General features: G+C 61.3%; 20 protein-coding genes, 1 tRNA gene and 5 pseudogenes. 10 read left to right on the top strand and 16 right to left on the bottom strand.

Features of this window, described 5'->3' with window-relative positions; all coding sequences use genetic code 11:
* Positions 1-45 precede the first annotated feature (45 nt).
* Positions 46-882: an undecaprenyl-diphosphate phosphatase gene (locus BXE_RS17615; RefSeq protein ID WP_011489582.1), complete on the top strand. Its 837-nt coding sequence runs from the start codon at positions 46-48 to the stop codon at positions 880-882.
* A 93-nt stretch (positions 883-975) separates the two neighbouring features.
* Here BXE_RS17615 and trmB read toward each other — a convergent pair whose 3' ends face one another.
* Positions 976-1,758 carry a tRNA (guanosine(46)-N7)-methyltransferase TrmB gene (trmB, locus tag BXE_RS17610; RefSeq protein ID WP_038457415.1) on the bottom strand — a complete coding sequence of 261 codons (783 nt, stop codon included), beginning with the start codon at positions 1,756-1,758 and terminating at the stop codon, positions 976-978.
* Positions 1,759-2,849: 1,091 nt separating this feature from the next.
* On the opposite strand from trmB, the pseudogene BXE_RS44385 reads away from it, so the two are divergent.
* The 3 genes and pseudogenes from BXE_RS44385 to BXE_RS17595 form a co-directional block, all read left to right on the top strand.
* Positions 2,850-4,131: pseudogene (locus BXE_RS44385) on the top strand (tyrosine-type recombinase/integrase); the annotation flags it as partial.
* A 174-nt stretch (positions 4,132-4,305) separates the two neighbouring features.
* Positions 4,306-5,367, top strand: a complete 1,062-nt coding sequence (locus tag BXE_RS17600; protein WP_011489579.1) for a hypothetical protein — start codon at positions 4,306-4,308, stop codon at positions 5,365-5,367.
* Positions 5,355-6,227: a hypothetical protein gene (locus tag BXE_RS17595; RefSeq protein WP_011489578.1), complete on the top strand. Its 873-nt coding sequence runs from the start codon at positions 5,355-5,357 to the stop codon at positions 6,225-6,227. Before BXE_RS17600 ends, BXE_RS17595 begins: the two co-directional genes overlap by 13 nt.
* 192 nt (positions 6,228-6,419) lie before the next feature.
* On the opposite strand, the gene BXE_RS17590 is transcribed toward BXE_RS17595, so the two are convergent.
* From BXE_RS17590 to BXE_RS17570, 5 genes and pseudogenes are all read right to left on the bottom strand, one after another.
* Entirely contained in the window at positions 6,420-7,709 is a 1,290-nt protein-coding gene (locus BXE_RS17590; protein ID WP_011489577.1) for a Wadjet anti-phage system protein JetD domain-containing protein, read from the bottom strand.
* Positions 7,696-11,109, bottom strand: coding sequence for an ATP-binding protein (locus tag BXE_RS17585; protein ID WP_011489576.1), 3,414 nt, complete (start codon positions 11,107-11,109; stop codon positions 7,696-7,698). The genes BXE_RS17590 and BXE_RS17585 overlap by 14 nt, the downstream gene beginning before the upstream one ends.
* A gap of 2 nt (positions 11,110-11,111) precedes the next feature.
* Positions 11,112-11,945 carry a DUF4194 domain-containing protein gene (locus BXE_RS17580; protein ID WP_233518767.1) on the bottom strand — a complete coding sequence of 278 codons (834 nt, stop codon included), beginning with the start codon at positions 11,943-11,945 and terminating at the stop codon, positions 11,112-11,114.
* Positions 11,929-13,401 (bottom strand): DUF3375 domain-containing protein, encoded by a 1,473-nt coding sequence (locus BXE_RS17575; protein WP_011489574.1) that lies wholly within the window; start codon positions 13,399-13,401, stop codon positions 11,929-11,931. Before BXE_RS17575 ends, BXE_RS17580 begins: the two co-directional genes overlap by 17 nt.
* Before the next feature lie 179 nt (positions 13,402-13,580).
* Positions 13,581-14,246, bottom strand: a pseudogene (locus BXE_RS17570) (transposase); the annotation flags it as partial.
* Positions 14,247-14,290: 44 nt separating this feature from the next.
* Here BXE_RS17570 and BXE_RS17565 point away from each other — a divergent pair.
* A pseudogene (locus BXE_RS17565) lies at positions 14,291-14,796 on the top strand (DUF2130 domain-containing protein); the annotation flags it as partial.
* Positions 14,797-14,875: 79 nt separating this feature from the next.
* Here the strand turns inward: BXE_RS17565 and BXE_RS45450 are convergent.
* The 5 genes and pseudogenes from BXE_RS45450 to BXE_RS17555 form a co-directional block, all read right to left on the bottom strand.
* Positions 14,876-15,114 (bottom strand): annotated as a pseudogene (locus BXE_RS45450) (transposase); the annotation flags it as partial.
* Between the two features lie 40 nt (positions 15,115-15,154).
* A pseudogene (locus tag BXE_RS48205) lies at positions 15,155-15,391 on the bottom strand (tyrosine-type recombinase/integrase); the annotation flags it as partial.
* 372 nt (positions 15,392-15,763) lie between these two features.
* Positions 15,764-16,006 (bottom strand): phage integrase central domain-containing protein, encoded by a 243-nt coding sequence (locus tag BXE_RS48200; RefSeq protein WP_407668609.1) that lies wholly within the window; start codon positions 16,004-16,006, stop codon positions 15,764-15,766.
* A 36-nt stretch (positions 16,007-16,042) separates the two neighbouring features.
* Complete coding sequence (locus BXE_RS48195) at positions 16,043-16,312, bottom strand: Arm DNA-binding domain-containing protein (protein ID WP_049782197.1); 270 nt, start codon at positions 16,310-16,312, stop codon at positions 16,043-16,045.
* 235 nt (positions 16,313-16,547) lie between these two features.
* Positions 16,548-16,621, bottom strand: a tRNA-Gly gene (locus BXE_RS17555).
* Between the two features lie 644 nt (positions 16,622-17,265).
* On the opposite strand from BXE_RS17555, the gene BXE_RS17550 reads away from it, so the two are divergent.
* Entirely contained in the window at positions 17,266-18,168 is a 903-nt protein-coding gene (locus BXE_RS17550) for a hypothetical protein (protein WP_011489572.1), read from the top strand.
* Between the two features lie 66 nt (positions 18,169-18,234).
* Here BXE_RS17550 and BXE_RS17545 read toward each other — a convergent pair whose 3' ends face one another.
* From BXE_RS17545 to BXE_RS17535, 3 genes are all read right to left on the bottom strand, one after another.
* The gene (locus BXE_RS17545; RefSeq protein WP_007180740.1) at positions 18,235-18,798 is read right to left on the bottom strand and encodes a YggT family protein; all 564 of its coding nucleotides are present in this window, start codon (positions 18,796-18,798) and stop codon (positions 18,235-18,237) included.
* A gap of 237 nt (positions 18,799-19,035) precedes the next feature.
* Positions 19,036-19,356 (bottom strand): EthD family reductase, encoded by a 321-nt coding sequence (locus BXE_RS17540; protein WP_011489571.1) that lies wholly within the window; start codon positions 19,354-19,356, stop codon positions 19,036-19,038.
* 77 nt (positions 19,357-19,433) lie between these two features.
* Positions 19,434-20,372, bottom strand: coding sequence for a Rossmann-like and DUF2520 domain-containing protein (locus BXE_RS17535; RefSeq protein WP_011489570.1), 939 nt, complete (start codon positions 20,370-20,372; stop codon positions 19,434-19,436).
* A 254-nt stretch (positions 20,373-20,626) separates the two neighbouring features.
* Here BXE_RS17535 and BXE_RS46585 point away from each other — a divergent pair, with 254 nt between their 5' ends.
* The 3 genes from BXE_RS46585 (at position 20,627) to BXE_RS17525 (ending at position 22,579) form a co-directional block, all read left to right on the top strand.
* Positions 20,627-20,788 (top strand): hypothetical protein, encoded by a 162-nt coding sequence (locus tag BXE_RS46585; protein WP_007180743.1) that lies wholly within the window; start codon positions 20,627-20,629, stop codon positions 20,786-20,788.
* A 371-nt stretch (positions 20,789-21,159) separates the two neighbouring features.
* Positions 21,160-21,459 carry a hypothetical protein gene (locus BXE_RS17530; protein ID WP_011489567.1) on the top strand — a complete coding sequence of 100 codons (300 nt, stop codon included), beginning with the start codon at positions 21,160-21,162 and terminating at the stop codon, positions 21,457-21,459.
* A gap of 154 nt (positions 21,460-21,613) precedes the next feature.
* Positions 21,614-22,579: a threo-3-hydroxy-L-aspartate ammonia-lyase gene (locus BXE_RS17525; protein ID WP_011489566.1), complete on the top strand. Its 966-nt coding sequence runs from the start codon at positions 21,614-21,616 to the stop codon at positions 22,577-22,579.
* A gap of 96 nt (positions 22,580-22,675) precedes the next feature.
* Here BXE_RS17525 and BXE_RS17520 read toward each other — a convergent pair whose 3' ends face one another.
* Positions 22,676-23,365: a LysE family translocator gene (locus BXE_RS17520; RefSeq protein ID WP_011489565.1), complete on the bottom strand. Its 690-nt coding sequence runs from the start codon at positions 23,363-23,365 to the stop codon at positions 22,676-22,678.
* Between the two features lie 53 nt (positions 23,366-23,418).
* A complete protein-coding gene (locus BXE_RS17515) occupies positions 23,419-24,987 on the bottom strand; it encodes a UbiD family decarboxylase (RefSeq protein WP_011489564.1) in 1,569 nt (522 codons plus the stop codon).
* Between the two features lie 606 nt (positions 24,988-25,593).
* Here BXE_RS17515 and BXE_RS17510 point away from each other — a divergent pair.
* Complete coding sequence (locus BXE_RS17510; RefSeq protein ID WP_011489563.1) at positions 25,594-26,790, top strand: transglycosylase SLT domain-containing protein; 1,197 nt, start codon at positions 25,594-25,596, stop codon at positions 26,788-26,790.
* The last annotated feature ends 29 nt before the right edge of the window (positions 26,791-26,819 follow it).

The raw sequence follows: 26,819 nt of genomic DNA, 5'->3' as shown, positions 1-26,819 counted from the left end.
GCCGGCCCTGTTCGTTCCGACTATCTATAGCGATGAGGGGCACGGATGGACTGGCTATTGGCTTGCAAGGCGCTGATTCTGGGCGTCGTCGAAGGGTTGACGGAGTTTTTGCCCGTGTCGAGTACCGGGCATCTGATCGTCGCGGGCAGTCTGCTGAACTTTACCGACGAGCACGCGAAAACCTTCGATGTCGTGATCCAGCTCGGTGCGATTCTCGCCGTGTGCTGGGAATACCGCCGCCGCATCGGCAGTGTGGTGTCCGGTTTGCCCAGCCGGCCGGACGCGCGCCGCTTCACGCTGAACGTGATCATTGCCACGATTCCCGCGATCGTACTCGGCCTGCTATTCGAAAAGACCATCAAGGCAGCGCTATTCTCGCCGGTGCCGGTTGCGTTCGCGCTGGTGGCGGGCGGCGTGGTGATTCTATGGGCGGAGTCGCGTCAGCGCACCCGCGGCGAAACGGTGGCGCGCGTGCAGAACGTGGACGACCTGGGCGCGCTGGACGCGCTAAAAGTGGGGCTCGCGCAATGTTTCGCGCTGATTCCGGGTATGTCGCGCTCGGGCTCGACGATCATCGGCGGGATGCTGTTCGGCCTCGATAGGCGCGTCGCCACGGAGTTTTCCTTTTTCCTCGCGATTCCGATCATTTTCGGCGCGACCGCTTACGAACTGCATAAAGACTGGCATCTCCTTTCCGTCGATGCGCTCGGTACTTTCGCGCTCGGCTTCGTGGCGGCCTTCGTCAGTGCGTTTGCCTGCGTGCGCTGGTTGTTGCGCTATATCGCCGCGCACGACTTCACCGCGTTCGCGTGGTATCGGATCGGTTTCGGATTGCTGATCCTGCTGGTCGGCTATAGCGGGGCGTTGAACTGGACGGAGTGAGTACGTTCGTTTTTTTCGAGTCATGACGGCATGACAAAAGGTCCGCATTCGCGGACCTTTGTCTCATTGCCGTATGAGTTTCTGCGCGCGGTCTTACCCAGCGCCACGTTTGCGGAAGACCAGATCCCACACGCCGTGCCCGAGCCGTAATCCACGGCGCTCGAACTTCGTCACCGGACGGTACTCCGGACGTGGCGCATAGCCGTCGGCGGTGTTCTTCAGCGACGGCTCGGCGCCCAGGACTTCGAGCATCTGCTCAGCGTAGTTCTGCCAGTCGGTCGCGCAATGCAGGTAGGCGCCCGGCTTCAGACGCGATACGAGCAGCGCGACAAACTTCGGCTGGATCAGCCGGCGCTTGTGGTGGCGCGCCTTGTGCCACGGGTCCGGAAAGAAGATATGCACGCCGTCGAGGCTGTCGGGCGCGATCATCTGTTCGAGCACTTCGACCGCGTCATGCTGAATGATGCGGATGTTCGACAGGTTCTGCTCGCCCATCAGTTTCAGCAGCGCGCCCACGCCCGGCTCGTGCACTTCGACGCCGAGGAAATCTTCGTCCGGACGATGCGAGGCGATCTCCGCCGTGGTCGCACCCATGCCGAAGCCGATTTCCAGCACGCGCGGCGCTTCACGGCCGAACACGCTGTTCCAGTCGGGCTGTTGCGGCGCGAAGGGCACCACGAAGCGTGGGCCGAGTTCGTCCATTGCGCGGCGCTGGCCGGTCGAGACGCGGCCCGCGCGCGTGACAAAGCTGCGGATACGGCGCCGATGCAGCGCTTCTTCCGGCGGCGTGGTGTCGCCGGCGGGCGAGTTTTCGGCTTCGGAGGAGGGCGTCGGGAGTTGGTCCGGCAGGCCGGCGTCGTTTGGATCGTGGATCATCGTCGATGCTGCTACAAGGGTAAGGGCTTCGCGGCGTGCCGCGCGGCGCATGTCCGTGCTCGCGCCGGCGCCGTATGCAGGGCCGCGAGCCGCACGCGAGGTGCGGGCAGGCGCCTCGCTTACGGACTGCGGCGCCGGGCTGCCGCCAGGACAAAAAAGCCGCCTTCATGGAGGCGGCTCGTGCTGGATTCTGCTGAAGGCATCAGCAGGAAGGTGGAGCGGGCGTTGCAAGTGCGCGTAAGGTAGCACACCCGAAAAGGGTGCGTCCAGACGGAGTGCGGGCGGTGGCGAGCAGGGGGGAGGCGGCGGTGCTATTGCGTTTAAATAACCAGATGTGTGTTTGGTTGGGTTAATGAATTTGTAAGGTATTTGATCGGAGATGATTATCCCGGTCAATACCAATCATCAGCTTGTGTTCGCGTGGCTAAGCTGTGACGGCACGTCGTTATACGATGCTGATGGAAAAGGCGGCGCCGGTTCAAATCGGCGTACATTCGGAAATGTGGTGGGGACATGCCAAGGTATCGTTTGCTATTTCCCGACCGCTATAGCAACGCCGCGTCTGCCCGGCCGGTTTGGCAGGCGAATCAATTGCTGAAATTGATGATGAAGAAAAGGCTTGTTGACTGGGACGGATGGGAAGCGCGGTAGCGTCAGATCCTTTTGCGACGTTGCCCACTTGCTGATGGACGTTCGGAAAGTATCTGGAGCGGGCGATGGGAACACAAAGCTGCATCTAACTCATTGTTTAAACGAAACATTTTTCCGTTCGCCCGCCGAAAATGCCCACCATATTGTACCACTGCTAAGCGGCCGGCTGCCGGGGGGCACGCTCGCGAAACTGGCAGGGTGGCCGGATGTCCTGCCGGGGCAACGCCCGTTTAGCCTGCGATACGCTTGAATAGCGCATCAGCGGCCTGTCCTTCGAGATTCAAGTCGTTATCAGAGCCGCTGACATCGGCGACTGAATGCCGTGCCAGGATCTGTCTGAGCTGCGGCGGCCGATCCGCACCGGAAGGTTGCCAATGCGACCTTCAGCACGCTGGATGTAGCGGCTCCGTCTCGTCTAATTGGAGATTTGGAGTTGGAGCATGGCCCTCACCGACTTGCGCGTCCGGACCGCAAAGGCAACAGGAAAGATCTATACGCTGAGTGATTACGACGGGTTGTCGTTGTTCGTATCAGCCACGGGCAGCAAGGCATGGCACTTTCGGTACTCCTGGCTAGGCAAGCAACTGCGGATATCCTTGGGCTCGTACCCCGAAGTAGGTTTGCGTGATGCGCGGGTCTTGCGGGAAGAAGCGCGGGGGCTGGTCGCCAGGGGTGTTAATCCGAAGATGCATCGTCAGCAGAAGCGGCTGGCGGTGAGGCTGGCGGGCGAGTACACGTTCACGGTGGTGTACGAGCAGTGGCTTGCGCGTCGGGAACTGGTGCTGGAAGAAGGGCGGCAGAGCACGCTGGAGCAGATCCGGCGGGCGTTCAGGAAGGATGTTCTTCCGGCACTCCGGAGAATGACCGTTCACGAGATCACGCGGCACCATCTGCTGGAGGTGATCGGGCGGATCGAAAAGCGGGGCTCGCTGTCGGTGGCGGAAAAGGTGCGGACCTAGATCCGGCAGTTGTTCGAGTATGCCCTCGTGGCCGTTCCTGAAATGGAACGAAATCCTGCGACGGACCTGCATGTTGTCGCGGCACCCTTGCCACCGGTGCAGCACAACCCGTTCTTGCGAATGGCGGAACTGCCTTCACTTCTGCGAACGTTGCGTACCTACCAGGGACGCCTGACGACGCAGCAGGCTGTCCGCCTGCTACTGTTGACCGGAGTGCATACAGGGGAACTGCGGCTGGCGACACCGGATCAGTTCGATCTTGAGGGCGGGCTTTGGATCATCCCTGTCATGTCTCAAGCAGCGAGCAATGTTAATTCGAGGACGGCGCAAGCGCATTGAGGACATTCCTCCGTACATCGTGCCGCTCTCCACCCAGGCACAGACAATCGTTCGCTCCATGCTCAAGGAATTCAAGCCGGCGCAGAAATATCTGTTCGCTTCGGCTACGCGGCTGACGGACCGCATGAGCGAGGACACGGTCAACTTCGCGCTGAAGCGTATGGGATACGACGGGTTGCTGACCGGGCATGGACTGTGTGCCACGATGTCGACGGCATTGAACGAGATCGGCTATCCGCGGATATAGGTGGACGCGCAGCTATCGCATACGGATCCGAACCGGATCAGTGCGACGTATAACCATGCGCAGTATGTGGACCAGAGAAGGGTGATGATGCAGGACTGGGCGGATCGCGTGGACCTGCTGGAGCAGGGTGAGGTGGAGGCTGCGGGCAGGGGACTGATTGTGCAGGTCAACGGAATGGCGCTGACGCATCGGTGGGATAAAAACCTTTCTATGGCCGTGAGCTGCGATCTTCCAAGCTATTTCAGCGTAGGACCTCATTTCAGAATGTGCTGAAACGGGTTATCCGAATGAAATTCTGTCTTTTTTCAAAAAATATGATACTTTCAACATAGGTTGAAAGGATGCTATTTGATGAAAGAGACAGAAGCTCGTGCCGCAGAGGCCCTCCGCAGGTTGCTCGAGAATATCCCGATCCTTCATGTCGAAGGCATCGACGCTGAAGCCGTGTCCGGTGACTGGGTGCCAGACTTGATTGCCCGGCTGGTCGTGGACGGTAAACGGCATCTGCTTATCTGCGAATACAAGTCGAGCGGGCAACCGCGGTTTGCCCGATCCGCACTGTTGGAACTGCGGAACTATGTTGCACAGCGGGCTCCCGAGGCCACGCCCGTCTTCATTGCGCCCTATATTTCGCCGGTAGTGAGGAAGATGTGCGAAGAGAAGGGCGTCGGTTATCTCGACCTGGAGGGAAACGCCCGGATCGCATTCGGTGGCGTGTTTATCGAGCGCATGGTGACGGACAAGCCTGTGGTCGAACAACGCGAACTCAGGTCGCTGTTCAGGCCAAAATCCGCCCAGGTGCTACGCGCAATGCTGCGCGACCCTGGCCGTGCATGGCGTGTCACCGAGTTGTCGGAAATCTCCGGGGTCAGCCTCGGACACGTCAGCAACGTTCGCACCGGCCTGATTGATCGGGAATGGGCTCGTGCCTCGGACGATGGCCTTATCCTTTCTGAGCCTGACGCACTGTTGGACGCATGGCGGGACAGCTATGCTGCGCCGGCGGGCGAACGGTCGAGCTTCTACACGCCGTTGCACGGCAGTGCACTCGAAGATGCGGCCCGCAGTGTTCTGCGCGTTGAAGACACGCGCGGGCGCGCAGCCTTTGCATCGTTTTCGGCGGCACAGTGGCTTGCTCCCTATGGGCGCACCGGCACGCACTACTTCTTTGCTGACGAGGACGGTCTGCGTAAGCTCCAGGCAGCGCTGAAGCTCGCGCCCGCCTTGAAAGGCGAGAATGTGATCGTCACCGTGCCGAAGGACCTGGGACTGCTCGCCGACACAGTTGAGCCTGCGCCGGGGGCGATCTGCACCAGCCCGGTTCAGACTTATCTTGACCTCTCCATTGCGGGCGAACGCGGTGCCGAGGCCGCCGACCACTTACGCCAGGAAAGGCTCTCATGGCCCAGATGACGCCATCCCAGGAACCGCAGTCCGCCGCCGAATACGACGACCGGACGACCGCGGCTGTGAAATCCGTGCTGATCGAGATCGGTCAGATCCTTGGTAGCTTCAAGGGAAAGTTTGCCATTATCGGCGGCGCGGTTCCCTGGCTGCTGCTGGCCAATGAGGACATGCCCCACGTGGGTACACTCGATGTGGACGTCGGGCTGGATGCGGAAGCGCTCGGCGACGGTGAGTACGCAACCTTGGTCGGCGCGCTGCAGGGGCATGGATACGCCCAGCGTGAAGGGTTACGGCGCTTCCAGCTGGTTCGCCAGGTTCCCGCGCGAGATGGCGGAGAAGCGATCGACGTTGTGGTCGATTTCTTGATGCCGCGTGACGCAGAGATCGTCAGGAACAATCCTCCCCTGATTAGCGACTTTGCCGTGCAACGGGCGGATGGTGCCGATCTGGCGATGCGGTTCTATCAACTGGTGGCCGTGGCCGGATCGATGCCGGACGGAGGGACGAACCGCGTAGAGATCGCGGTGTGCTCCATCCCCGCTCTACTGGCAATGAAGGGCCATGCGCTGGCAGGCCGCTACAAGCAGAAGGACGCCTACGACATCTATTATTGCGTGCGGAACTATCCCGCTGGCATCGAGGCGCTGGCGCAGGAATGTCGCCCACTGCTGGGACATGCCAGCGGCGAGCGCGGCTTTCTGCACATTGCCGACAAGTTCGACGCCTTCGATGGGTACGGTCCCACGTGCGTGAGACGCTTCGTCGAAGACACGCAGGCACTGGGCGATCGCACGCCCGATCAGTGGCAGCAGGACGCGTTTGGACAGATCGACGCGCTGCTACGCGCTATGGCGCTGCGGGGGTGAGTCACCCGTGGACTACGCGCAACTTCGCGGCTTGCTGGAGCCGCTCGTCACGGCACTGAAAGACGCTGGCACGCACGCGATGCTCCCTTCGCTTTGTGAGGAATTGGGATTGCCTGTGCCTGCCGCAGGCGGTTTCAGACGCGACCGCATGAACGTGACCTTCACGGACCGATGTTGATTTAGATGCACGGTTCATGCACTTTTCGATTCGCGTTGGTGGAGAGCGGACAAGACAGTGCGAAGCGCACTCGGCCACTCTAGGCGTTCCTGCTCGAGGCGCCTTGATGTACCCCAGTCGTGCGCGAGAAGCGCGTCGTAGACATCGAGTTCGGCCGCAGTCAGGAGCGACCGGTCGATGGACTTCGTTTGCTGTCCTTCTTCGACGAGGCGGTCAAGGTGGGTTTCGACGGTGCTGCGGTCCATGAGCACAGAGCGCACGTCATGCAACTTCTTGCGAGCCTGAACCAGTATTGAATATCCGTAGGTGTCGATGTCGCCCCAATACAGTACCGGCACACGCACGAGCCAGGCGATTCTGGTCACCAATGCGACGGCGTTCCCAAGCTTGATGACCGCGACGACACCGTCGACGTCTGGCATAGCCAGGCATGTGTCCTTGTTCTCGACGACCAGAAGCTGGCGCGGTTTGAGCTGCAATTGTGCCCAGTCCTCGATGGTCGCCTCGATGTCTCGCAGGCCCCCGACTTGCGTTCTCAACTTTGGGCACAAGATCAGGATGCGAAGTTTTACGGGAGGACGTAGCAACCCGCAGGTGTCGTAGAAGTTCGAACTTTCCTTTTCAATGGAGTATGCCTGGCCGGTGGCGTCGATTTCTGCGCCTTCACCCTCCACGAACGACTGGACAGCCTGGAGGGCGGCTTGCGGCTTGATGATGCGGCTGAACAGGTCGGCGACCACACCTCGTCGTTGGAGGTCAATCCACTTGGTGTCGATGTTGGGGACCGGCAGTTGGCGCAAGTAGATGCCTGACTTCGGGTTAGCGACCAGCCACTCCAGCACGGCAAGCAGTCGCTCGAAGTCCTCGTCCTTGAATTCGCCCAGAGCGGTGTAGTTGGACCCAAACCCTGAAGCATGCAGTGCGGGCCACCGGGCCAGCATCGTGGCCCGTCGGGAGACGATGCGGCGCCAGACCTTGCCGTCTCCGCAGTAGTCGGCCACACACTCCGGAGAAGAGAAGGCCAAGGCGCCGGGCAGAGTCTGTTCGCCCATGTTGCGCCAGGCGACCGTGGCCGTCAAAAGCTCTGGCAGTGGTCGAGACGCATCGGCAGGGTGGACAGCGAGCCAGTCCGCCCAGGAAGACGACCATGTGCGGACAGCGCTAGGGTCGGCAAGCGCGACCTTCTGGGTCGGAAGGTCAAGACTCACTTGGAGCGGCCAGGCGCCGCCCCCGTCAAGCCAGGCCCAACGTTGGCGCTGGTAGCGCTGCCTGACCCACTTGGTGACCTCCTCAGGACTTTTCATCGTTGGCGCTCGAGCCGTCAATCTGCCTGTAGTCGATGCTCTGCGTCTCGTCGTCGTAGGGCAGCACGAGCGCACGCGAATGCATGCGGTCCTTGATATGGATGTAGACGGCTCCCCCCACGTAGGGTTCGATGGTCATGACCGACTTGATGGGCGTAGCGATGATGAGTTGGAAGCCGAACGACTTGAAAATCTTCATTGCCGCATCAGTGAAGTCCGCGTCTGCCTTGTCAAAGGCCTCGTCGAGGAACACTGTGCTGAAGGTGGGGAGCACCCGGCCTGGGCCGCCGAGCTGATATCGCAGTGCCGCGGCCAAGCAGGTCGCCGTCAGCTTCTGCCGTTGGCCACCTGACTTGCCTGCACCGCTGCGGTGAGTTTGTACTTCGCGGCCTTCCTCATCGAGCTCTCGAGCTACGAACTCGACATGGAGTCGAACATCGAGCGCTAGCTTCTTCCAGTTTACATGCTGCGGCTCTTGGCTGGCCAGTCGCTTGATGAGGCGTTTCATGCTCTGGAAGCGTGCCTCGGCCACCTTGTCGTCCATGCTCAAGGAGTGACTCAAGGCGGCACGGAGCTCCGATTTCAGTTCTTGCGCCTCGGGCGGGGTGGTCTCTTCGACCTCGATGACCAGATGCGTGCCCTCGTTGTACTCGGCCTGCCTGAGGCTCTCGTTGACAGTGTCCATCCGGTCCGAAATGTCCCGGCGCTCCTGCTCCAACCGGTCTGAGAGCAATGCGATGTGCTGATTGCTCTGCTCATTGAGTAAGTCCTTGAACTTCTTCTCAAATCGTGGCAAGTCGTCGACCTGAAGCCGCGTGAGCTTGGCGTCAAACTCGTCGTAGCTGGCCATCGTCGAGTCCAGCCCGTCCGACTCCGCTTCCCAAGTGCGTGCGTAGTCCGCGAACTTGGCTTCAATGCGGGTCAGCAGCCTGGCGGCCTCGCTCTCCAGGGTGCCGATGTCCTTGCCAATTTCGCGGTCCACGAACCGGACGTCATCAGGCATCGACTCGATGGTCGGCTTGCGTCCGGCTCCATCGAGCTTCTGGAGAAACGTCTCGCGTTGCAAGGGGGTGGGAGACGTAAGAGCTAGCTTGGAAACGTTCTCCAGTTCCTCTCGCAGCTCGTTCAACTTGATTTGGACCGCCATGGACGCCTGCGACTGGGCCTTGTACTTCTTCTCGGCCGTTGCCTCGCTCTCTGCCGCGACCACAATCTTGACCTCGAGGATGTCCAGATCGGGCGTCGTCGCGCGCAGCTCTTGAATCTGTGTGTCGAACTGGGCCACAAGAAGCGCCGCTCCACGATGGTCGATCTCATTCCAGCTGAAATTGACCAGGGTCTGCCAGTGCAGCGCGCGGTTCAGGCGTGCCAGCTCCTTCTTGCGGAGCTGCTCGAGCTGAGCCTCAACACCGTCGATGGCGTCGGTCAGCTCGCGTTCACGGTCTTGCAGCCCCAAGGCCTTCGAACGGGTATCGCCGCCGAGCACCCAGTTGCGGGTGTTGTTGATATCCGAGCGGTCGTCTTTCTCGTGCCTGCGACCACCCGTCTTGAGCAATCCAGCGCGCGTGATGCCGAAGACCACATCTTCGAGGTCGCGTTCGGTCTCGACGCATTCGGCGTCATAGCTTTGGAGCAACTCCGTCTCAACCCAGTCCTGGAACGGGCCGTCGGAGACCTTGATCTTCCGATAGACGCCGTTCGGCTTGGGAGCAGGCGTCCTTGGCGGCTGCCGCATCACCCGCAGATAGACCAGTCGGCCTCGGAGGTTCGTGCTGTTGATGAACTTGGCAACCGCGGCATGCAAGTTGTCGGGTACAAGCATCGTCCGGGAGAAATTCCTGAGCACTCGCTCGACCGGGCCAGTCCAACCCTTCTCAGATGGCTCGACCTCGATGAGCTCGCCGGCGAACGGCAGCGCCCCCTCGTCGTAGCCGAGGCCGTCCGTGATGAGCTTTCGCATGGTTATGAGGTCTGCGCCCATCTTCGAGCCGGGCATCCGTGCGAGGACGGCCAGTTCGCTGAGGATGGTCGAGCGCTCCTTGTCAAGCTCATGCTTCTGCACAGCAAGCGCGTCTTGCTTCTGCGCGGTGTCGCCCGCGCCAGAGGCGGCAGAGGGCAGTTCTCGCCGTCCTTGGGTGACCAGCTCGGCATATCCCTCTGCCTTGGCGGGTACGGTAAAGCCCAGCGCCTTGCAGGCCTCAGCGACCTTGCCATATCGTTGGCTCCGCTCGCCTTCGTCACGTTCGGCACTGACCTTGGATGCCTCGAGGGCCGCCAACTGCTGGCCACCCAAGCCATCACGCCTCTGCTTCAACCCCTGGACTGTCGTCCTGACGGCCGCGAGCGCTTGTTCGAGTGCCAGCTCCTGAGCCTGTTCGCCTGCCAGCTTGGCTTCGAGGGTGTCCCTGCGCTCAACACGCAGCGATTGGAGCATCTCCTTGGCGACGTGGTCGATGCCCATGCGGGCCTCATCCAAGCGACCTTTGTCTGAGAGCTTTTTCTGCCGTTCCAGATTGAACTCGCGAGCTGGCAACAGCGTGGCGATTTGCCGCGCTGCTGACACCACCTCGTTGTGTGCATTTTCCAGGCGCTCGAACTGGGTGACCAACTGGTCAGCCATGTCCTGAGTCTTGGGCTCATCCAGCATGAAGTCCCGCAGGAAGTCGGTCAGGCTGCCGAGGTTCTTTGCAGACTGCGTCTTATGCAAGAGCTTCAGTGCGTTCTCGGTCTCGATGCCCAGACGGGAGCGCATGCGCTCCTGATACTCCGGGAAGGAATCTGTGTCCCAGACATCGGGTAGGTCAGACTTGAAGCGCCGTGCGTTAAAGCCAGAGTCGGGAAAGAACAAGAGCTCTGTGAGGTCGAGCAGACGCTCCGCGACTATGAAGCGCTTGTGCACGTCCTTTCGCTGGTTGGACGTGCCCTTGATCCAGTACACGTGGACGAGCGTGATGACCTGGCCCAGTCCGTTTCGGTAGACCTCGGAAATTGCCGACCAGGTTGGGCCGGGACGCAACTGCTGCTGTGCTATCTCGCCAGTGTTGGCCGTCTGCTCTCCCCACACACCGCGCAGGTACGTCAGGTCAGAGCGGTCTTGCTTCGATTCGCTTTCCCGCGCGGCGACATTGAAGTGCACCCAGCGGGGAGGCGTGAGCAGCGCTGCGTGTGAGTCGAAGATGGTCGACTTGCCCGAGCCGGACGGGCCGATGAACAGCATCCCCTTCTCGGAGACGTCCAGCTTCAGCAGGCCGTGGAACGTGCCCCAGTTGTAGCTCTGGATTCGAACCAGCCGGAACTGCTCCTCACGCTCTCGCTTTAGGCGCACATTGTCCGGGCCGTCTGGCGGCGTAGGCGGCAGGTCGAAGTCAGGGAGCAGTGTCGTTTTGGAAGTTGTCGTCATGGTCACTCATCTTCGTCTTCGTCGGCCTCACGCTCGCCTTCGGCGATGGCCTGGTCCATGGTCAACTCACTGGTGCCACCAGGTGCGCTCTTGAGCGCCTCGTACGCGGCGGTCAGGGCCTGGATGTCCTCGGCATTGAACAGCAGCTTTAGCGTCGGTGAGACCTCGAAACGCGTGGCGCTTGAGCGAATGGGGCGGATGAGGTTGAGCGCCTTGCACTTTTTGATGGCGCCGTCGCACTGTCGGTCGAAGCGCGCGAGGTCGGTATTGCGAGCCTGGTCGAAGAGCGAGAGGTGCTCGACCATCTCCTCGGTGGACACCACCGCGCGTTCGTTGGCTGAGTCCGCCTCGGTCAGGCGCTGGCGTAGGAACAGCACCAGGGCCGACTCAACCAGCGTCAGTTGGTGGCGGCGAAGCAAGATGGGGATGTCCGTCTCGCTCTCGTCCGGTACCTGGCGTACAAAAGCGACCTGCTGGGCGATGTCGACGACTAGGTCCAAGAAGATGTTGTGGAGGTAGGTCTGGATGACCTCGCGGTCTCGCAGCAGCACTGACCACAACCCGGCTTGCCGTCGGCCATCTACGCTGGGGCCGTTCAGCAGACTGACCAGGCACCGGCGCGTGTCCAGCCGTAGATTGCCGGTGTCCCCGTTGAACAGCAGCGTCGATGGTGGGGCGGCGGGCTTCGCAGGCTCGTCGTTGTCTGCCGTATCCAGCCAGTGGGCAACATTCGACGGCAGGTTCGCAGGCATCTCTTCGGACGATCCCGGGCTCCGGGATGAGCCAGGAAAAAATGGTGGCCGACTTGCCGCCGATTGTTCACTCTCGAAGCTCATCGATGCATTCCTTGTAGAAGTAGAAAAGCGGTGCATCTGCGCTTCGCCAAATGCCGTCGCCACCTTCCCAGCGAACGCGTTCGCGTCTCTCCGTGGGTTCGGCATGGCGAGTTGCCAAGTGTATGTAGCCGACGACCGAACCCAGGCCTTGCTCAGCAGGGAAACGCTCGAGGACATGGGCAATGCTGATGGGGCCATCGGCCAAGCCGAGCGCCGCAACGAGGTTGCGTTTCAAGGAGCGCATGTCGATTTCCGAACGCTGCACCAGCTCCTCGATGTCCTCAAGGCGGGCGTCGCTGCTCTCGATTTCGGTCATTGTGGCATCCACGACATGCGCAGTCGGGTCGTGGAGCATCCACTGCGACACAGACCGTATGGCGGCGCTTGTCCGGAAAAGGAACGCATCGACCTTCTGAGTGGGCCGAATGTCCTCTGCGGCGGCCATGGCTGCGACCGTTGCGGAGCGGAGAAGAGCGACCAGGCGGCGTTGCTCACGAAATTCTCGGCTGCGGACGAACGACTGCAGGCCTGAGGCGAAGGTTGCCTGCACTGTGTGCACGTCCGCCGCCCGCTCCACCATCCGACTTTTGAGCTTCGTCAGTGAGCGACGCTCAGTAGCATCCATGGAGCCCAGGAACGAGCGGGTGATGACCTGGGTCAGCGCCGCCTCGAATCTGGTGGATGCTACTGGGTCGACCAACATCCGCCAAAAGGCGTCGAACGCGCGCCCAGCCTCGGTCTGCTTGATGACATCGATGCCGTCGAAAATGCGCTCGAGCGTATCGGCCCGCGCGCCGTCGTTTTCCACTAGCTCACGCCGCAACTGCAGATTAATGGCAGCGAGCGACTCCTGCACTCGGACGAAGTCCTCTAGCAGCTCGTTGGACTGCGTCAGCACCTCACGGGCGCGCTCAATTGCCCGTTCGGGTGGCAACTGGGTGACTTTGCCAGAACGCACGGCCTGGATTTGTGCGTTCAAGGCGTCGCGGTCCGCCAGCAAGCCAGCTAGGCGGGTCTCGGGGTTGTTATCCGTCTCCTCAGCCAGCGTCTGCAGCAGTTGGACGACGGAGGCGAGTCGGCTCTCGGTGGCCGTGGCACGCGGGCGGCTCAGCCGCATGAGATAGCGGGTGGCATCAACGGCAGGCGCCGTCAGCTCAAACATCTCTTCAGTCGCGCCATGAGGAAAATCCCGCCGCAACCAACCTTCCGCAATCCAGTCGCTGGAGTAGTCGGCTGCCAGCTTGGGCAGGTCGGCGCCGGCGCGCCGAACGATTTCAAGTTGCCGGTGCAGTCGCTCGTGGAATGCCGACGACGGCAAGGTACGCTCGGACAGGAAGAGCACGTGCAGGCATGTGCAGATTGCCGGCGACTGTTGCGTCGCCAGAAGACGCCAAGCCGGCTCCTCCTTGCGAGCACGCAAGTCTTCATACAAGGCGAATGTGTCCTGTGTGCTCATGGTCAATTTGATTTTTGTCTGATCACAAGCTCACCATGCGAACTAGCTACCGTTCCGAAAGCGTCGACTTGCCGCATCCTCCCTGAATCTGCCATTTCCTCCCCCTTTGCCTCGGAGCAAAATAGCACATCGACGCGGCAGGCGAGGCGTGCCGGCAGCGCTGGCTGTGCAGAAGTCAGCTCGTCCTTCTCGATCCACAGGCCCAGGATGTCGCGCGTACCGTTGTACCGTTGGGCAGAATGCCCAGCGCCAGATAGACGGCCTTGTTGCGCACAACGGCATCCTCGCGGATCTTCACGCGCAGCGCGTCGAAGAACACAACCGGGTACATCGGTTCGAGGGGCCGGGCCTGCCATGCAGTGACTTCGCTCATCACCTCGTCGGTAACCGAACTGATGAACTCAGGCGAGACCTCCGTGCCGTACTGTTCCAACACAAAGCCCTGAATCTCGCGCACGGTCGTGCTCCAGGCATACATGGCGACGATCTTGTCGTCGAAGCCCGTGAAGCGTCGTTCATGTTTGGGAATCAGCAGCGGTTCGAAGCTGCCGTCGCGGTCGCGCGGCACCTCGATGCGGATCGGCCCATCCTCGGTCAGAACCATCTTGGCGCTCTTGCCATTGCGCTGGTTGGTCACGGCCACCGGCCAGGCCGCGCCGGACGGATAGCCGAGGTGGTGATTCATTTCTCCGCCCAGCGCCCGCTCAATCAAGGCCTTCTTCAGGGCCAGCCAGCGTGGCGGCGTTGATGGCTTCGGCCGTCATTGGGCCGTTGCCGAACTGCTCCAGCCGTTCAGCGGGAATTACCGGCAGCTCTGCTGGCGGGGTTTTCGGTTTGCGAGGCATATCTTTTCCTGGAGAGCATCATATGCCTTGAACACGAAATTAATGACAGGCCCGAAAAAGGCTGTGAATACGCGGTGCTGGTTTCGCTGTTGGAGCCTGATAACGAGCTCTACAACAGCGGCATCGTCGATGTCTCGCACCGCTCTACCCAAAGATGTACGTGGTGCGGCCGCAGTTCTTCATTCCTATGATCACGCTGCTGCGCAATGCGGCCATGAACTCGCTGCACTACAAGTCCGAACTGGCCTTGGTGAAAGCGCAGAACGTGGATATCACTCGCTTTGAGAATCAGCTGGAAGACTTCAAGACCTCGTTTGGCCGCAACTGGCGTCTTGCCTCCGACGGTTTCGAGGAAGCTGTCAAACGCATCGACGAAGCCATCAAGGATCTGGAAAAAACCAAAGATGCGCTCTACGAATCGGCCAACAATCTGCGCCTGGCTAACGACAAGGCCGAAGACCTCACCGTCAAGAAACTGACACGCGGGAACCCGACCATGGCTGCCAAGTTTGCTGAACTGAGGAGTGAAGGCCCCACTGAGTCAAATTGACATGGAATCAAAGGTTGGAAGCGACTTAGCTGCGGCAATTTAGGCGCAGGGCTTTGAATGATTCCATTAAGAGGCGGTTTCATAAAGACTGCTGCACGCGCTGAAGAATGTTCCGGCAGATCAAGCAACAGCCGAGTTTGAGGAACGCTTCGTGAATGTCAGCGCGACGCTCAAAGCGAATACGCAGACGACGGAAATGATGCAACAGGCATGTGTACGCTCGACAACCCAGCGGACTTTCCCGAGGCCACTGCCGTGCGGGTGACCACGGCGGGCGATGCTCGTGAGGATACTGCGCTCGTGCAGCACGCGTTGGTGGTATTTGTCGTGGTCTGACCTGTCCCACATATTGCGCGTGGTTGTAGGTGGCTCTGATGCGATTCGGATCTGCATGTGACAGTTGAGCATCTACCCATGCCTTGGGATAGCCGATCTCGCTCAAGGCTGTCGACATCGTTGCACGCAACCCATGCCCGGTCAGCCGACCGTCGAAGCCCATTCGTTTCAGGGCGAAGTTGACGGTGTTCTCGCTCATGCGGTCCGTCAGCCGCAGCGCGCTTGGGAACAGATACTTTTTGAGCAGGCTTGAAGTCATTCAGCAGTTGCTTGACGATCTCTTGCGCGTGGCTCGACAAGGGCACGATGTAGGGGGTGTCATCCACACGCTTGCGCTGTTTACGGGTCAGCGTCATGCGCTGTTTGAGCGACGCTGCAGGGATGATCCATAGCCCTCGCTCCAGATCGAACTGGGCCGGTGTGGCCAGCCGCAGTTCGCCTGTGCGTACGCCGGTGAGCAGCAGCAGGCGGACGGCCAACTGCGTCACCTGGCTTCCCTGGTAGGTATGCAAGACTCGCAAGAACGAAGGTATTTCCTCCATTCGCAAGAACGGGTTGTGCTGAACCGACGGCAAGGGGACCGTGACCACACGCAGATTCCGTACCGGGTTGTTCTCCATGCCCGGTACGATCACATTGGCATATCCGAACAACTGCCGGAACTAGGTGCGAACCTTCTCGGCCACCGACAACGACCCGCGCTTTCGATCCGCCCGACCGCTTCCAATAGGTGATGCCGCGTGATCTCGTGGATGGTCATTTGACGCAGTGGCGGGATGACGTCCTTCTTGAACGCCCGCCGGATCTGCGCCAGCGTGCTCTGTCGTCCTTCCTCGAGGGCCAGCGCTCGGTAGGCCAGCCACTTTTCGTACACCGCGATGAAGGTGTGCTCATCCGCCAGTCGAGCAGCCTACTGCTTCTGCTTACGCGCGATTCTAGGGTTGATGCCCTTGTCAATCAGCGTTCGCGCTTCATCCCGCATGGCCCGAGCATCGCGCAAGCCCAGTTCGGGGTACATGCCCAGCGACATCCGCGACTGCTTTCCCAGCCAGTGGTAGCGGAAGTGCCACGCCTTGCTGCCCTTTCGCGGGACGAAGAACGACAGGCCATCGTAGTCGCCCAAGGTGTAGTTCTTGCCCGTTGCTTTCGCGTTGCGGGCATGCAGATCAGTGAGTGTCATACTCCAAACTCCCAGATTAGATGGGACAGGAGTCGCGGCTGCTTCAGCGCCGACCTTCAGGTCGCAACAATGCGGTGCGTCGGATACCGCATTGTTGCGACCGAAAAATGTACTTGCTTGGGTAAGCTGCGGGCAGATTTCACTGATTGCCAGCGAAGCAAAGACCAAAAATTCACTTAAATATCAGGATCTTAGGGGCTTCCCAAATTCACCCGTGGGGGTGTGGAGAATCACCTGGAGCGGGCGATGGGAATCGAACCCACGGCTCTAGCTTGGGAAGCTAGGGTATTACCATTATACGACGCCCGCAGAGCTCGTCATTCTACGCGCGTTTCGCATGATTTGGCAAACGTGGCGGTTGTCCGGAGGTTGGCCCCAATCGGAAAGCTTGTCTGTTGCGAAAATTCTTGTGCGAGGAACGGCGTATTCCGCGTCACTGCGTGGTGAATGTCTCCTGCGATCTCGGTCGTCTCTGCGAAATCTCCCACGCGCCGCAGACTTGCCATGCGGGCAATCGCAACCGGCCTTCGTCTCGCATCATCGCGGGCGCGATGGCCGTGCAAACCGAGTCGCAACACAAATGTGCCGATTGCCAATCAGTTAGCGGAAATTGAACGCAGGTCGAAGCGCATATTAATACGAAACTAATTCATTAGAACAACCCGCCCAAATCCGATGTTAATTCGTTCTGCATCATATTCGTTGGCATCAAAGGGCTGATTTCAAAAAATTCGAATAAATATTAAAGCTTGTTGAAATCCCGCCGTTTACTCCCCTAGCGCCCTTTCCAGTTGTTACAGCAATTAATGCGATTTGATTCTGTCAAGCGGATTGCTGGAATGATTTATCGAACTGGCGCTGACAGCAAACATCGAGATCAAATTACTAACTAACTACGAACGGGCGCGACACAGCGAATCTGATCGCCTGTGCAATCGCCCCAGAAAACAAAAATGGATATGAAAAACAAGGCTAAATTGACGTCATCTCTGCTCGCTTCGCTCGCTCTGGCAGCTTGCGGCGGTGGTGGTGGCGACGGGGGCAATGCGACGCCGACGCCGACGCCGACGCCTTCGGCCGGCAGCGCTTCGTCGCCGTCGGTGGCGAGCGCTCCCGCTCCGGCAAGCGCGCCGGCTTCGTCGGCGGCGCTCAACGGTGAGCCGTTGCCGAGTCTGTCCAGCCCGCAGAGCGGTTCGGCCGCCGCCACGGGCAACGGTGTGGAAGGTATCTGGGTCGCCCAGTCCGGCGTCGACAAGACCACGGCGCTCATCGATCCGCAGGGCAACGTCTCTTACCTGGATACGGTGGCCGGTTTCGGCATCTCGCAGTTCTTCGGCCTGATCGCGGCCACTTCGCCGAACTGGACGCTCACCTCGGGCACCGCGTTCATCTCGAACTTCTACTATCCGACGACCTCCGGTTCAGGTTCTTTCGTCAACAAGCAGACCTTCACCGGCACCTACGTCGAGAACGGCAACACGGTGAACCTCTCGTGGAACTACGACGCCGCGAATGCGCTCGCCGTGACGCAGTCGAGCGTGGCCGGCACGTGGGCGGAAACCGGGTCGTCGCTGACGATTGCAAGCGACGGCACGCTAAGCGGGACCCTCAGCAATTGCCCGGTCTCCGGAACGCTGTTGCTCGCCACGCCGTCGTCGGCGAAGAACCTTTACACGTTGAGCGTGACCGGCACGACCGCGTCCTGCACGCTGAAATCCGGCGCGACTTACTCCGGCAATGCCGCGATTACGTTCCTGCCGATCACGGGCAGCAACCTGTACGTCCGCACGATTTTCTTCATGATCAAGACAGCGACCAACACGACGGTCGCCTACGGTCAGTTGACGAAGCAATAAGCGAAACATGAAGCGAAGCCGCCGCCTGTGAGGGCGGCGGCTGAATGCGGCTGGCAGCGGGAGGCGTCAGATCACGAAGTAAGTCAGTTGCACGGCCGCGCGGGTGACCACCATCAGCAACACCTGCACGATCACGAACAGCAGAATTGGCGAGAGGTCGATGCCACCGAGTTGCGGCACTACGCGGCGCAGCGGATTCAGAAACGGCGCTGTCAGCTGGTACAGAATCGGCATGGCGGGCGAGCGTGGATTGAGCCATGACAGCAGCGCCATCAGGATCGTCATCCAGATGATCAGATTCAGCGCCCATTTGATCAGCGTGAGCACCGCGACGATCAGCAGTGTCGGCAGCAGCGTGAGCGGATCGGCGCCGGTCAGGACCACCATCAGCACCACATAGACGATCGCCGCGATCAGGGCGGCGACAAGGCTCGCCCAGTCGATCTTGCGCGTGCTCGGCAGGATATGCCGCAACGGCAGAACGATCCAGTTGGTAGCCTGGAGCACGGCGTTCGTAACAGGGTTGTAGGGCGGCATGCGCACGACCTGCAGCCAGGCGCGCAGCAACAGCGCCGCGCCGAACAGCGTGAAGACGGTATTGAGCAGAAAACGGGCGATATCGCCAAACATCTCGTGTCCTTATCCTTCGGATGACGGCCGCCGACCGGCCGCAGGGTGCCGGCGCTTTCCGATCGGCGCGCCGGCGGTTTCATTTGGATTGCCCGCGCCCTCACTGCGGCAGGGCGCGTTATGCGTCGTCTCGAGCGGCCATGCGGTGCCGCGATGCCACGGCTTGCAGTTCACGTTCGACGACGGCTATCGGTATTACGTATTACAGGCTCGCATTCGTGCCGCGTCCGCCGGGCATCACACGGAAATCCTGATCTCGCTGATCAGGGTTGTGCCGTTGCCGGCGTCGGTGTAGTTCGGAATGTCAGCCATCAGTTGTTCGGAAGCCGACTTGGAGACCTTATAGAAATCGTCCGTGCTGTCGAACAGGAAATGACCCGCGGCGACATACGGCGGCGGCGTTCCGGGTGGCCCGGCGTTGATGCCGACGTCGACCGACCAGCCTTTCAGGGACGGCCCGAACAGCTTCGCCGCGAGCGGCATATGCGTGACGCAGTAATAGTCCACGTCGAAGTGGCCGTTTTCCCGATACGGATAAAGGATGCTGACCTTGATCATTGTGCGTTCTCGTCTGTTGGTCCCGATGCGCGGCGCTGGCGGATTGCGCGCGGCGCCGGACGTCACATTATCACGCCTTACTTGACGCTTGCACCTGCTGCGGCCTGATTCAGCGACCGGCTGAGCGATTCTTCCACGGTCTGGGCGATGGCTTCGATCGCGGCGGGCGGCGTGGCGCGCCGTTCAGCCAGTTCCACCGCGCGGCGCGTCAGCAATCCGTAGAGTGCGGCATGGTCGCCCCCGAGCCCTTCCAGCAACGCCAGCTGCTTGCGCACCACGCCCGTGTCGCCTCGCGACACGGGGCCGGCGAGTGCGTTCGGCAGACCTTTGTCGCGAGCGGTTTCGATGGTGCCGGAGAGCATCGGCAGCAAGGCGCGCAGCGCGTCGTCTTCGGCAAAACCGAGCGTGCGCCACAGCGCGACGCATTCCGCGAGGCTGCACAGCGCGAAGCTGGCGGCGTAGTGCGCGGCAGCGTGATAAAGCATGCGGCCGCCCGGTGGAATCGACAGCGGATGGCAGCGCAGCGCGACGGCCAGCGCCGTCAATTCGTCCTTGAGCACGCCGTCGGCTTCGATCGTCACCGAGCAGCCGGCGATGCGCTCGAGGTCGGCGAGGTCGCCGCTAAACAGGTACAGTGGATGAAAACCGCCGATCGCGGCACCCTGGTCACGCGCCGGGGCGAGCAATTCGACCGGCGAGGCGCCGCTGCAATGCACGAGCGCCTTGCCGCGCGGGCCAGCCGCGCGGTCCGGAATGAACCGGAGTGTGTGTGCTGACGTACCGATGCTGTCGTCAGGAACCGCTAAAAAGACGATATCAGCGGCGTCGACCACCTGTTGAGGATCGTCGAATACCGCGCAATGCCCGATTTGACCGGCGAGCCGGCCGGCCGAGACCGCCGAGCGGCTCGCCACTGCCGTGACCGGATAACCGGCTCGTGAAAAGCTCAGCGCCAGACAACGCGCGAGCCGGCCCGCGCCGATGAAACCGAGGCGCGGCAGAGGGGACTGGGACATGGTTGCCTGCTCCAGACGGAATATTTGACCGGGAAAGCAGAAGTATCGCGCATCCGTCACGCCTGCGGCGCGGCCTGACGGCGACTTTGGTCCGATCAGTGCGCGCGCGATATGGCGCGTTTAGCCGGTCATGTGGCGCCATGCGCCCCGTGGGCTTGAAAACTGCTCACAATGGCCGCATTGGCTTTGTTAGCCGGTTTGGCAGTTGCTGTTCTGGGTATTTCGTCTCGCAGTCAGATTCGGGAGGTATCACGATGAATATTTTTTCTTACCGAAAGCACTTGCGGTTCCTGACGCATGCACAGCGCCGTCGCTGGTGGGACCAGAAAAAGCGCCTGACGCCACGGGTGCGGATCAGCGGCGCCTACGTCCCGCCGAGCGTGTCCCGCGAATTTGCCTATGTGAAGGTTGGCTGAAACGGCGTCTTTCGCGGATAAGAAATGCCCGGTCCATTGGCCGGGCATTTTTCATTTGGCGCGTCGATCAATGGCGTCAGGATTGAAGCTAATTTGTAATCAAAGATTACTGGACGCGAATGCGTTGCGCCCGCCCGGGCGTATCGCGCCCCGCCCGGCTCCGTTCCTCCAGGCGCAATCCCTGAGTTTTCAGTGCTTTGCGAGGCGCGTGTGCGGCGCATTGCCTCAGCGCTAATTACAAGCTTTTGTGGGCAATTGCAATTTGCAACAAATGCGAACAGATACGCCCGGTCTTTTTCGATACATTAATTTCATGGCATGCAGGGCATGCAAAGTCGGCGACCTTGGTGGGCCGCGCTAGGAGAATAAAAGTGAAAAAGATCGTTCCGTTTGTCGTTGCCGCAGCACTCGGCTTGGGACTTGCCAGTGCCGCTGAGGCGCACGTTTCTGTGGGTATCGGCATCGGGGTTCCGATCGCGCCGGCTTATCCGGTGTATGCCGCGCCGCCTCCGGTCTATTACGCGCCGCCTCCGCCGGTCTACGCGCCGCCGGTCGTCTACGCTCCGCCGCCTGCGGTGGTGGTGGGCGGATACTACGGTGGCTATGGCCGTCCTTATTATCATCACGGCTACTACCGCGGTTACTACGGCCACGGCTACTATCGCCGCTGATCGCTCTTTGCAGGCATAAGGTTGTGCTGACGGCGTAACGCCGGCTTGATCGCCGGGTTACGCCGTTTGTATTTTTGCTGCGCGTTCAACGTTCCAAACCTTCGTCGAAGCTGGGAGAATGGCTGTTTCGCCACCGCTCTGGAGAGTTTCGCCGATGCAAGCGCTTCCCGCTCCCACTTTCGACGACGTACTCGACGCCGCTGCGCGTCTTGAAGGCGTCGCCCACCGCACTCCCGTGCTGACCTCGAGCACGTTTGACGAACGAACGGGCGCGTCGGTGTTCTTCAAGTGCGAGAATTTTCAGCGCATGGGCGCCTTCAAGTTTCGCGGTGCCTATAACGCGATCTCGCATTTCGACGCGGAGCAACGCAAAGCCGGCGTGCTGACGTATTCGTCGGGTAACCACGCGCAGGCAATTGCATTGTCGGCGCGGCTTGCCGGCATTCGCGCGACGATCATCATGCCGCACGACGCACCGGCCGCCAAAGTCGCGGCAACCAAAGGCTACGGCGGCGAAGTGATCACCTACGACCGCTACACCGAGAACCGCGAAGAGATCGGCCGGCGTCTCGCCGGAGAGCGTGGCATGACGCTGATTCCACCATACGATCATCCACATGTGATCGCCGGGCAGGGCACGGCGGTGAAAGAACTGATCGAGGAAACCGGCCCGCTCGACATGCTGTTCGTGTGCCTCGGCGGCGGCGGGCTGATCAGCGGCAGCGCGTTGTCCGCCGCGGCGTTGAGCCCGGCGTGCACGGTGATCGGCGTCGAGCCGGAGGCGGGTAACGACGGCCAGCAGTCGCTGGCGCGCGGCGAGATCGTGCATATCGACACGCCGCGCACGATCGCCGACGGCGCCGCCTCCACGCATCTGGGCGACTACACGTTTGCGATCATCCGCAAGCTGGTTGCGCGGATCGAAACGGTCAGCGACGGGCAACTGATCGACACGATGCGCTTTTTCGCGCAGCGCATGAAGATCGTGGTCGAGCCGACGGGTTGTCTCGCCGCGGCGGCGGTGCTCAACGGCATCGTGCCGGTGAAGGGCAAGCGTGTCGGCGTGGTGGTCAGCGGCGGCAACGTCGATCTGGAAAAGCTCGCGCAGTATCTCGCCTGATACGTCGGGGCGGCTGTTGTTGCGCTCGCGGGACCCTATGACCTGATATGTGACGCTTGATCGAACACGGCTCGAACGGCGCGAGCCGTTGTTATATCAGCTTGCCGCGTGCGCGGTTTGCACGATCAGATCGCGATACCCGTTGACGATCACGCTATACGAGAAGTAAGCGAACAGCAGCGCCGACAGCACGTGACAGGCGCGCAGCAAACCGGTGCCCGCGCGTTTGCGTCCGTGGCTGCCGAGTCCGCAGATAAAGATCGTCCAGCACAGACCGCCGAGAAAGAATCCACCGAGAAACACCGGTGCGGTCGTCACGCTCGTGGCACCCGCTTTCGCGATCAGCGCGCCGCCTACGGCCGCGAACCAGAGAATCGCCGAAGGCGACGACACCGCCAGCAAGACGCCGCGCAAAAACCCGCGCCACGCGGACAGATGCGGCGCCTTGCCGTCCGCTTCACCGTCCGCCTCGCCGGCCACCGCGGGCGCCGTGGCCGGGTACATTGCTTCGCGCGCCATCTTCCAGGTCAGGAAAAGCAGGATTGCCGCGCCACCAATCCACACTACCCAGCGCACCGATTCGAACTGCAGTAACGCAGCCATGCCCGCGAGCGCGAGCGCCGCGTAGATCAGATCGCCGATACACGAGCCGAGGCCGAGCCAGAAGCCCGGTTTGAAGCCATGCGAAAGCGTCAGGGAAATCATCGCGACGTTCACGAGACCGATATCCAGACACAGCGACAACGACAGAAAAAATCCATCCGACATCATTGAAAAGGCATGCATCCGCGCAACTGCTCCGTTCGTTCTGTTATTTCATGCTGGTTGTACGGCCTGCCTTAGAGGCCCAACTCGTTCCACAAGGAATCGATGCGCTGTTTGACCGCGGCGTCCATGACGATTGGGCGGCCCCATTCGCGATCGGTTTCGCCCGGCCATTTGTTGGTGGCGTCGAGACCCATTTTCGATCCGAGTCCGGCCACGGGCGACGCGAAATCCAGGTAGTCGATCGGCGTGCGGTCCACCAGCACCGTGTCGCGTGCCGGATCGATGCGTGTGGTGATCGCCCAGATCACCTCCTTCCAGTCGCGGATGTTCACGTCCTCGTCGACCACGACAATGAACTTCGTGTACATGAATTGCCGCAGGAAGCTCCACACGCCGAACATCACGCGTTTGGCGTGACCCGGGTAGCTCTTCTTCATCTGCACGATGGCCATGCGGTAGCTGCAGCCTTCGGGCGGCAGATAGAAGTCCGTGATCTCGGTGAACTGCTTCTGCAACAGCGGCACGAACACTTCGTTGAGCGCGACGCCGAGTACGGCGGGCTCGTCGGGCGGTTTGCCGGTGTAGGTGGAGTGATAGATCGCGTCGCGCCGCATGGTGATGCGCTCGACCGTGAAGACGGGGAACCACTCCTGCTCGTTGTAGTAGCCGGTGTGGTCGCCGTACGGGCCTTCCAGCGCATGTTCGTAGGCCGCCGAAGCGCCTTTGACCGGCCGCGGCGGCGCGCCTGCGGGAGCGGGCGAGGGCGCGCCCTCCTGCGGATAGATGAAGCCTTCAAGCACGATTTCAGCGCGGGCGGGCACCTGCAAGCCGTCGACGCCCGGCGTGAGGCACTTCGCGAGCTCCGTGCGGCCGCCGCGCAGCAGGCCGGCGAACTGGTATTCGGAGAGCGTGTCGGGCACCGGCGTGACCGCGCCGAGGATCGTCGCCGGATCTGCGCCCAGCACGACGGCCACCGGGTACGGCTTGCCTGGATTCTGCAGCGCGAACTCGCGGAAATCGAGCGCGCCGCCGCGATGGGCGAGCCATCGCATGATCAATTTGTTGCGTCCGATCAGTTGCTGGCGATATATGCCTAAGTTTTGTCGGGGCTTATTGGGACCTTTTGTCACGGTCAGGCCCCATGTAATCAGAGGGCCGGCGTCGCCCGGCCAGCAGGTCTGAATGGGCAGCCTGGCGAGGTCGACATCGTTGCCTTCCCAGACGATTTCCTGGCAGGGCGGCGCGCTCACGGTTTTGGGCGCCATGTCCCAAACCGCCTTTGCGAGCGAGAGCAGTTTGCCGGCGTCCTTGAGCCCTTTCGGCGGCTCCGGTTCCTTCAATGCGGAGAGCAGGCGGCCCACGTCACGCAGCGATTCGAGCGCGGCGCCATCACCTTCACCTGCCTGCGCGTCGACCCCCATACCCAGCGCGACCCGCCGGGGCGTGCCGAACAGGTTGCCGAGCACGGGGAACGCATGCTGCGCCTTGCTCTCAAACAGCAGAGCGGGACCGCCGGCGCGCAGCACGCGGTCGCACAACTCGGTCATTTCCAGGACAGGTGAAACGGTTTGTGAGATGCGGCGCAGTTCACCGATCGTCTCGAGGCGGCCGACGAAATCGCGCAGGTCTTTGTATTTCATCTGGTGCGGTTCAGTGCCGCGCAAGCGGCGGGAAGGAGAGGCGCGCGGGGCTTCGCGGCGCCAGAACGATTGTCGATTTTACCTGTGTTGGCAGGCGCACGTAGATTGGCCAAACGGGCGAGGCGAGACCGCGGAATCGAGATCGCTCAAAAGGCGCATGCCGCGCGGTTCTTGACCGACTGAACACCGTTCTTTATTACAATTAGTTATACATTTGCCTATCTATAGTGTTGACGATCTATAAAACCCTGCATAGAATCCGTCCACATTGGTTGCAGGGCGTGAACCTTTTTACCACCGCCCCCGGTCCCATCAGACGCAACGCGTCACCATTTACCGAACCCCTGCACGGTATCTGACGGCCTTATTGAAGTCCTCGCCAGCGCCAACTGACGCTGGTTTTTCGCGTGGGAGCCACCGCCCGCATGCTTTTTTGACATGCCGCGGACCTCTATCAGGACGGCTCCCCACAAACGGTATTTGCCGTTTTCCCGACGTCGCTGCTGCCCTAACCAGACAGAGCACGCGATGTCTTGACTCTGCGAACGTGCGTTACCGCCTCTTCATCCGGCGGAGTTCGCGGATCATGCAACATGGGAGATCTGAATGAACGCCTGGTTATCGTGGCGTCCCGATGAGCGTATTGCGCAGGTTGTGCGTGGTGTGCTGCGTCGCGGGACGCGAATGAGTCATCACCTGTTCAGCATCGTCGGTGGTATCGCGGTCGTGCTGACAGTCGCACTGTGGCTGATGCCGGCCCTGCGCGGCACACTCGCCGCCAGATTGATGCCGGTCATCTCGGCTGCCGTGCAAGCCGGTCCTGCCCGTCTGTTGCAGGGCAACCCGCTGCCGGCTTTCGGGCCACCCGGCGGCGCGTCTTCCGACGACTCGCTGTCTGCCAGCTCTAACGGATCCGATGCCGCGAGCGGCACGAACAACGGTAGCAACGGCAACGCCGGCGTTACCGCGAGCAACACCAGCTTTGACGGCGCATTCGACGCCAACGGCTCGACCGGCATGGGCGTCGCGGCGCTCAACGGCCTCGACCCGCGCACCATGCAAAGCGTGACCGCGCTGGCGCGGCTGATTCCGTCGCAACGTGTGTCTGCCGACGCGCGCGACGACCGCGTGCTGGTTTCGACCCGCGAGCAGGATCTGGTCGCGTCCTACCTGGCACGGCGCTATCGCGTCGCTCAGGAGCCGGTCAGCGAGCTCGTGAAGGCCGCGTTCGACACCGGCCGTGAAGTCGGTCTCGATCCGCTGCTGCTGCTGTCCGTGATGGCGATCGAATCCGGTTTTAACCCGTACGCTGAGAGCGGCGTCGGCGCGCAAGGCCTGATGCAGGTCATGTCCAAAGTGCACTCGGACAAGTTCCAGTATTTCGGCGGCCAGAGCGCGGCGCTCGAACCGGTCGCGAACATCAAGGTGGGCGCACTGGTGCTGAAGGATTGCATCGCACGCGGCGGCTCGCTGCCGGGCGGCTTGCGCCTGTACGTCGGTTCGTCAACGCAGGACGACGGCGGTTACGGCGCCAAGGTGATAGCTGAGCGCAGCCGTTTGCGCGACGTGGCGCGTGGCCGCAAGGTGCCGATCAACGCGCCGCAGGCGCCGGTTCTGACCGCGTCGGCCAATACCAGCAGCGCGGCTGCGCCTGCCGCCAACGGCAAGCGCGTGCAGATGACGCTTGACGGCGGTCATCCGTTGAGCGCGTCGACTTCGGTGAAGACGCCAGTTTCCGAGCAGGACGACGCGAGTTCGAACGCCACGAAGCACGTGGCATCGGCTTCGGAGTTGGGCGCTTGAGGTTCGCGGCGTAGTAGAGCTGGCCGCTC

Source organism: Paraburkholderia xenovorans LB400, assembly GCF_000013645.1.
GTDB classification, from domain to species: Bacteria; Pseudomonadota; Gammaproteobacteria; order Burkholderiales; family Burkholderiaceae; genus Paraburkholderia; species Paraburkholderia xenovorans.
The sequence above is the reverse complement of the archived record's forward strand: the minus strand, read 5'-3'. Positions and strand labels throughout refer to the sequence as shown.

Bases quoted from the DNA above. Each gene is read 5' to 3' on its own strand.
- BXE_RS17550 (WP_011489572.1), top strand. From the start codon at position 17,266: ATGGATATGAAAAACAAGGCTAAATTGACGTCATCTCTGCTCGCTTCG.
- BXE_RS17540 (WP_011489571.1), bottom strand. From the start codon at position 19,356: ATGATCAAGGTCAGCATCCTTTATCCGTATCGGGAAAACGGCCACTTC.
- BXE_RS17515 (WP_011489564.1), bottom strand. From the start codon at position 24,987: ATGAAATACAAAGACCTGCGCGATTTCGTCGGCCGCCTCGAGACGATC.
- BXE_RS17590 (WP_011489577.1), bottom strand. From the start codon at position 7,709: ATGAAAAGTCCTGAGGAGGTCACCAAGTGGGTCAGGCAGCGCTACCAG.
- BXE_RS17510 (WP_011489563.1), top strand. From the start codon at position 25,594: ATGAACGCCTGGTTATCGTGGCGTCCCGATGAGCGTATTGCGCAGGTT.
- BXE_RS17585 (WP_011489576.1), bottom strand. From the start codon at position 11,109: ATGACGACAACTTCCAAAACGACACTGCTCCCTGACTTCGACCTGCCG.
- BXE_RS17575 (WP_011489574.1), bottom strand. From the start codon at position 13,401: ATGAGCACACAGGACACATTCGCCTTGTATGAAGACTTGCGTGCTCGC.
- BXE_RS17520 (WP_011489565.1), bottom strand. From the start codon at position 23,365: ATGCATGCCTTTTCAATGATGTCGGATGGATTTTTTCTGTCGTTGTCG.
- BXE_RS48195 (WP_049782197.1), bottom strand. From the start codon at position 16,312: ATGACACTCACTGATCTGCATGCCCGCAACGCGAAAGCAACGGGCAAG.
- BXE_RS17545 (WP_007180740.1), bottom strand. From the start codon at position 18,798: ATGTTTGGCGATATCGCCCGTTTTCTGCTCAATACCGTCTTCACGCTG.
- BXE_RS17535 (WP_011489570.1), bottom strand. From the start codon at position 20,372: ATGTCCCAGTCCCCTCTGCCGCGCCTCGGTTTCATCGGCGCGGGCCGG.
- BXE_RS46585 (WP_007180743.1), top strand. From the start codon at position 20,627: ATGAATATTTTTTCTTACCGAAAGCACTTGCGGTTCCTGACGCATGCA.
- BXE_RS17600 (WP_011489579.1), top strand. From the start codon at position 4,306: ATGAAAGAGACAGAAGCTCGTGCCGCAGAGGCCCTCCGCAGGTTGCTC.
- BXE_RS17525 (WP_011489566.1), top strand. From the start codon at position 21,614: ATGCAAGCGCTTCCCGCTCCCACTTTCGACGACGTACTCGACGCCGCT.
- BXE_RS17595 (WP_011489578.1), top strand. From the start codon at position 5,355: ATGGCCCAGATGACGCCATCCCAGGAACCGCAGTCCGCCGCCGAATAC.
- BXE_RS17615 (WP_011489582.1), top strand. From the start codon at position 46: ATGGACTGGCTATTGGCTTGCAAGGCGCTGATTCTGGGCGTCGTCGAA.
- BXE_RS17580 (WP_233518767.1), bottom strand. From the start codon at position 11,945: ATGAGCTTCGAGAGTGAACAATCGGCGGCAAGTCGGCCACCATTTTTT.
- trmB (WP_038457415.1), bottom strand. From the start codon at position 1,758: ATGATCCACGATCCAAACGACGCCGGCCTGCCGGACCAACTCCCGACG.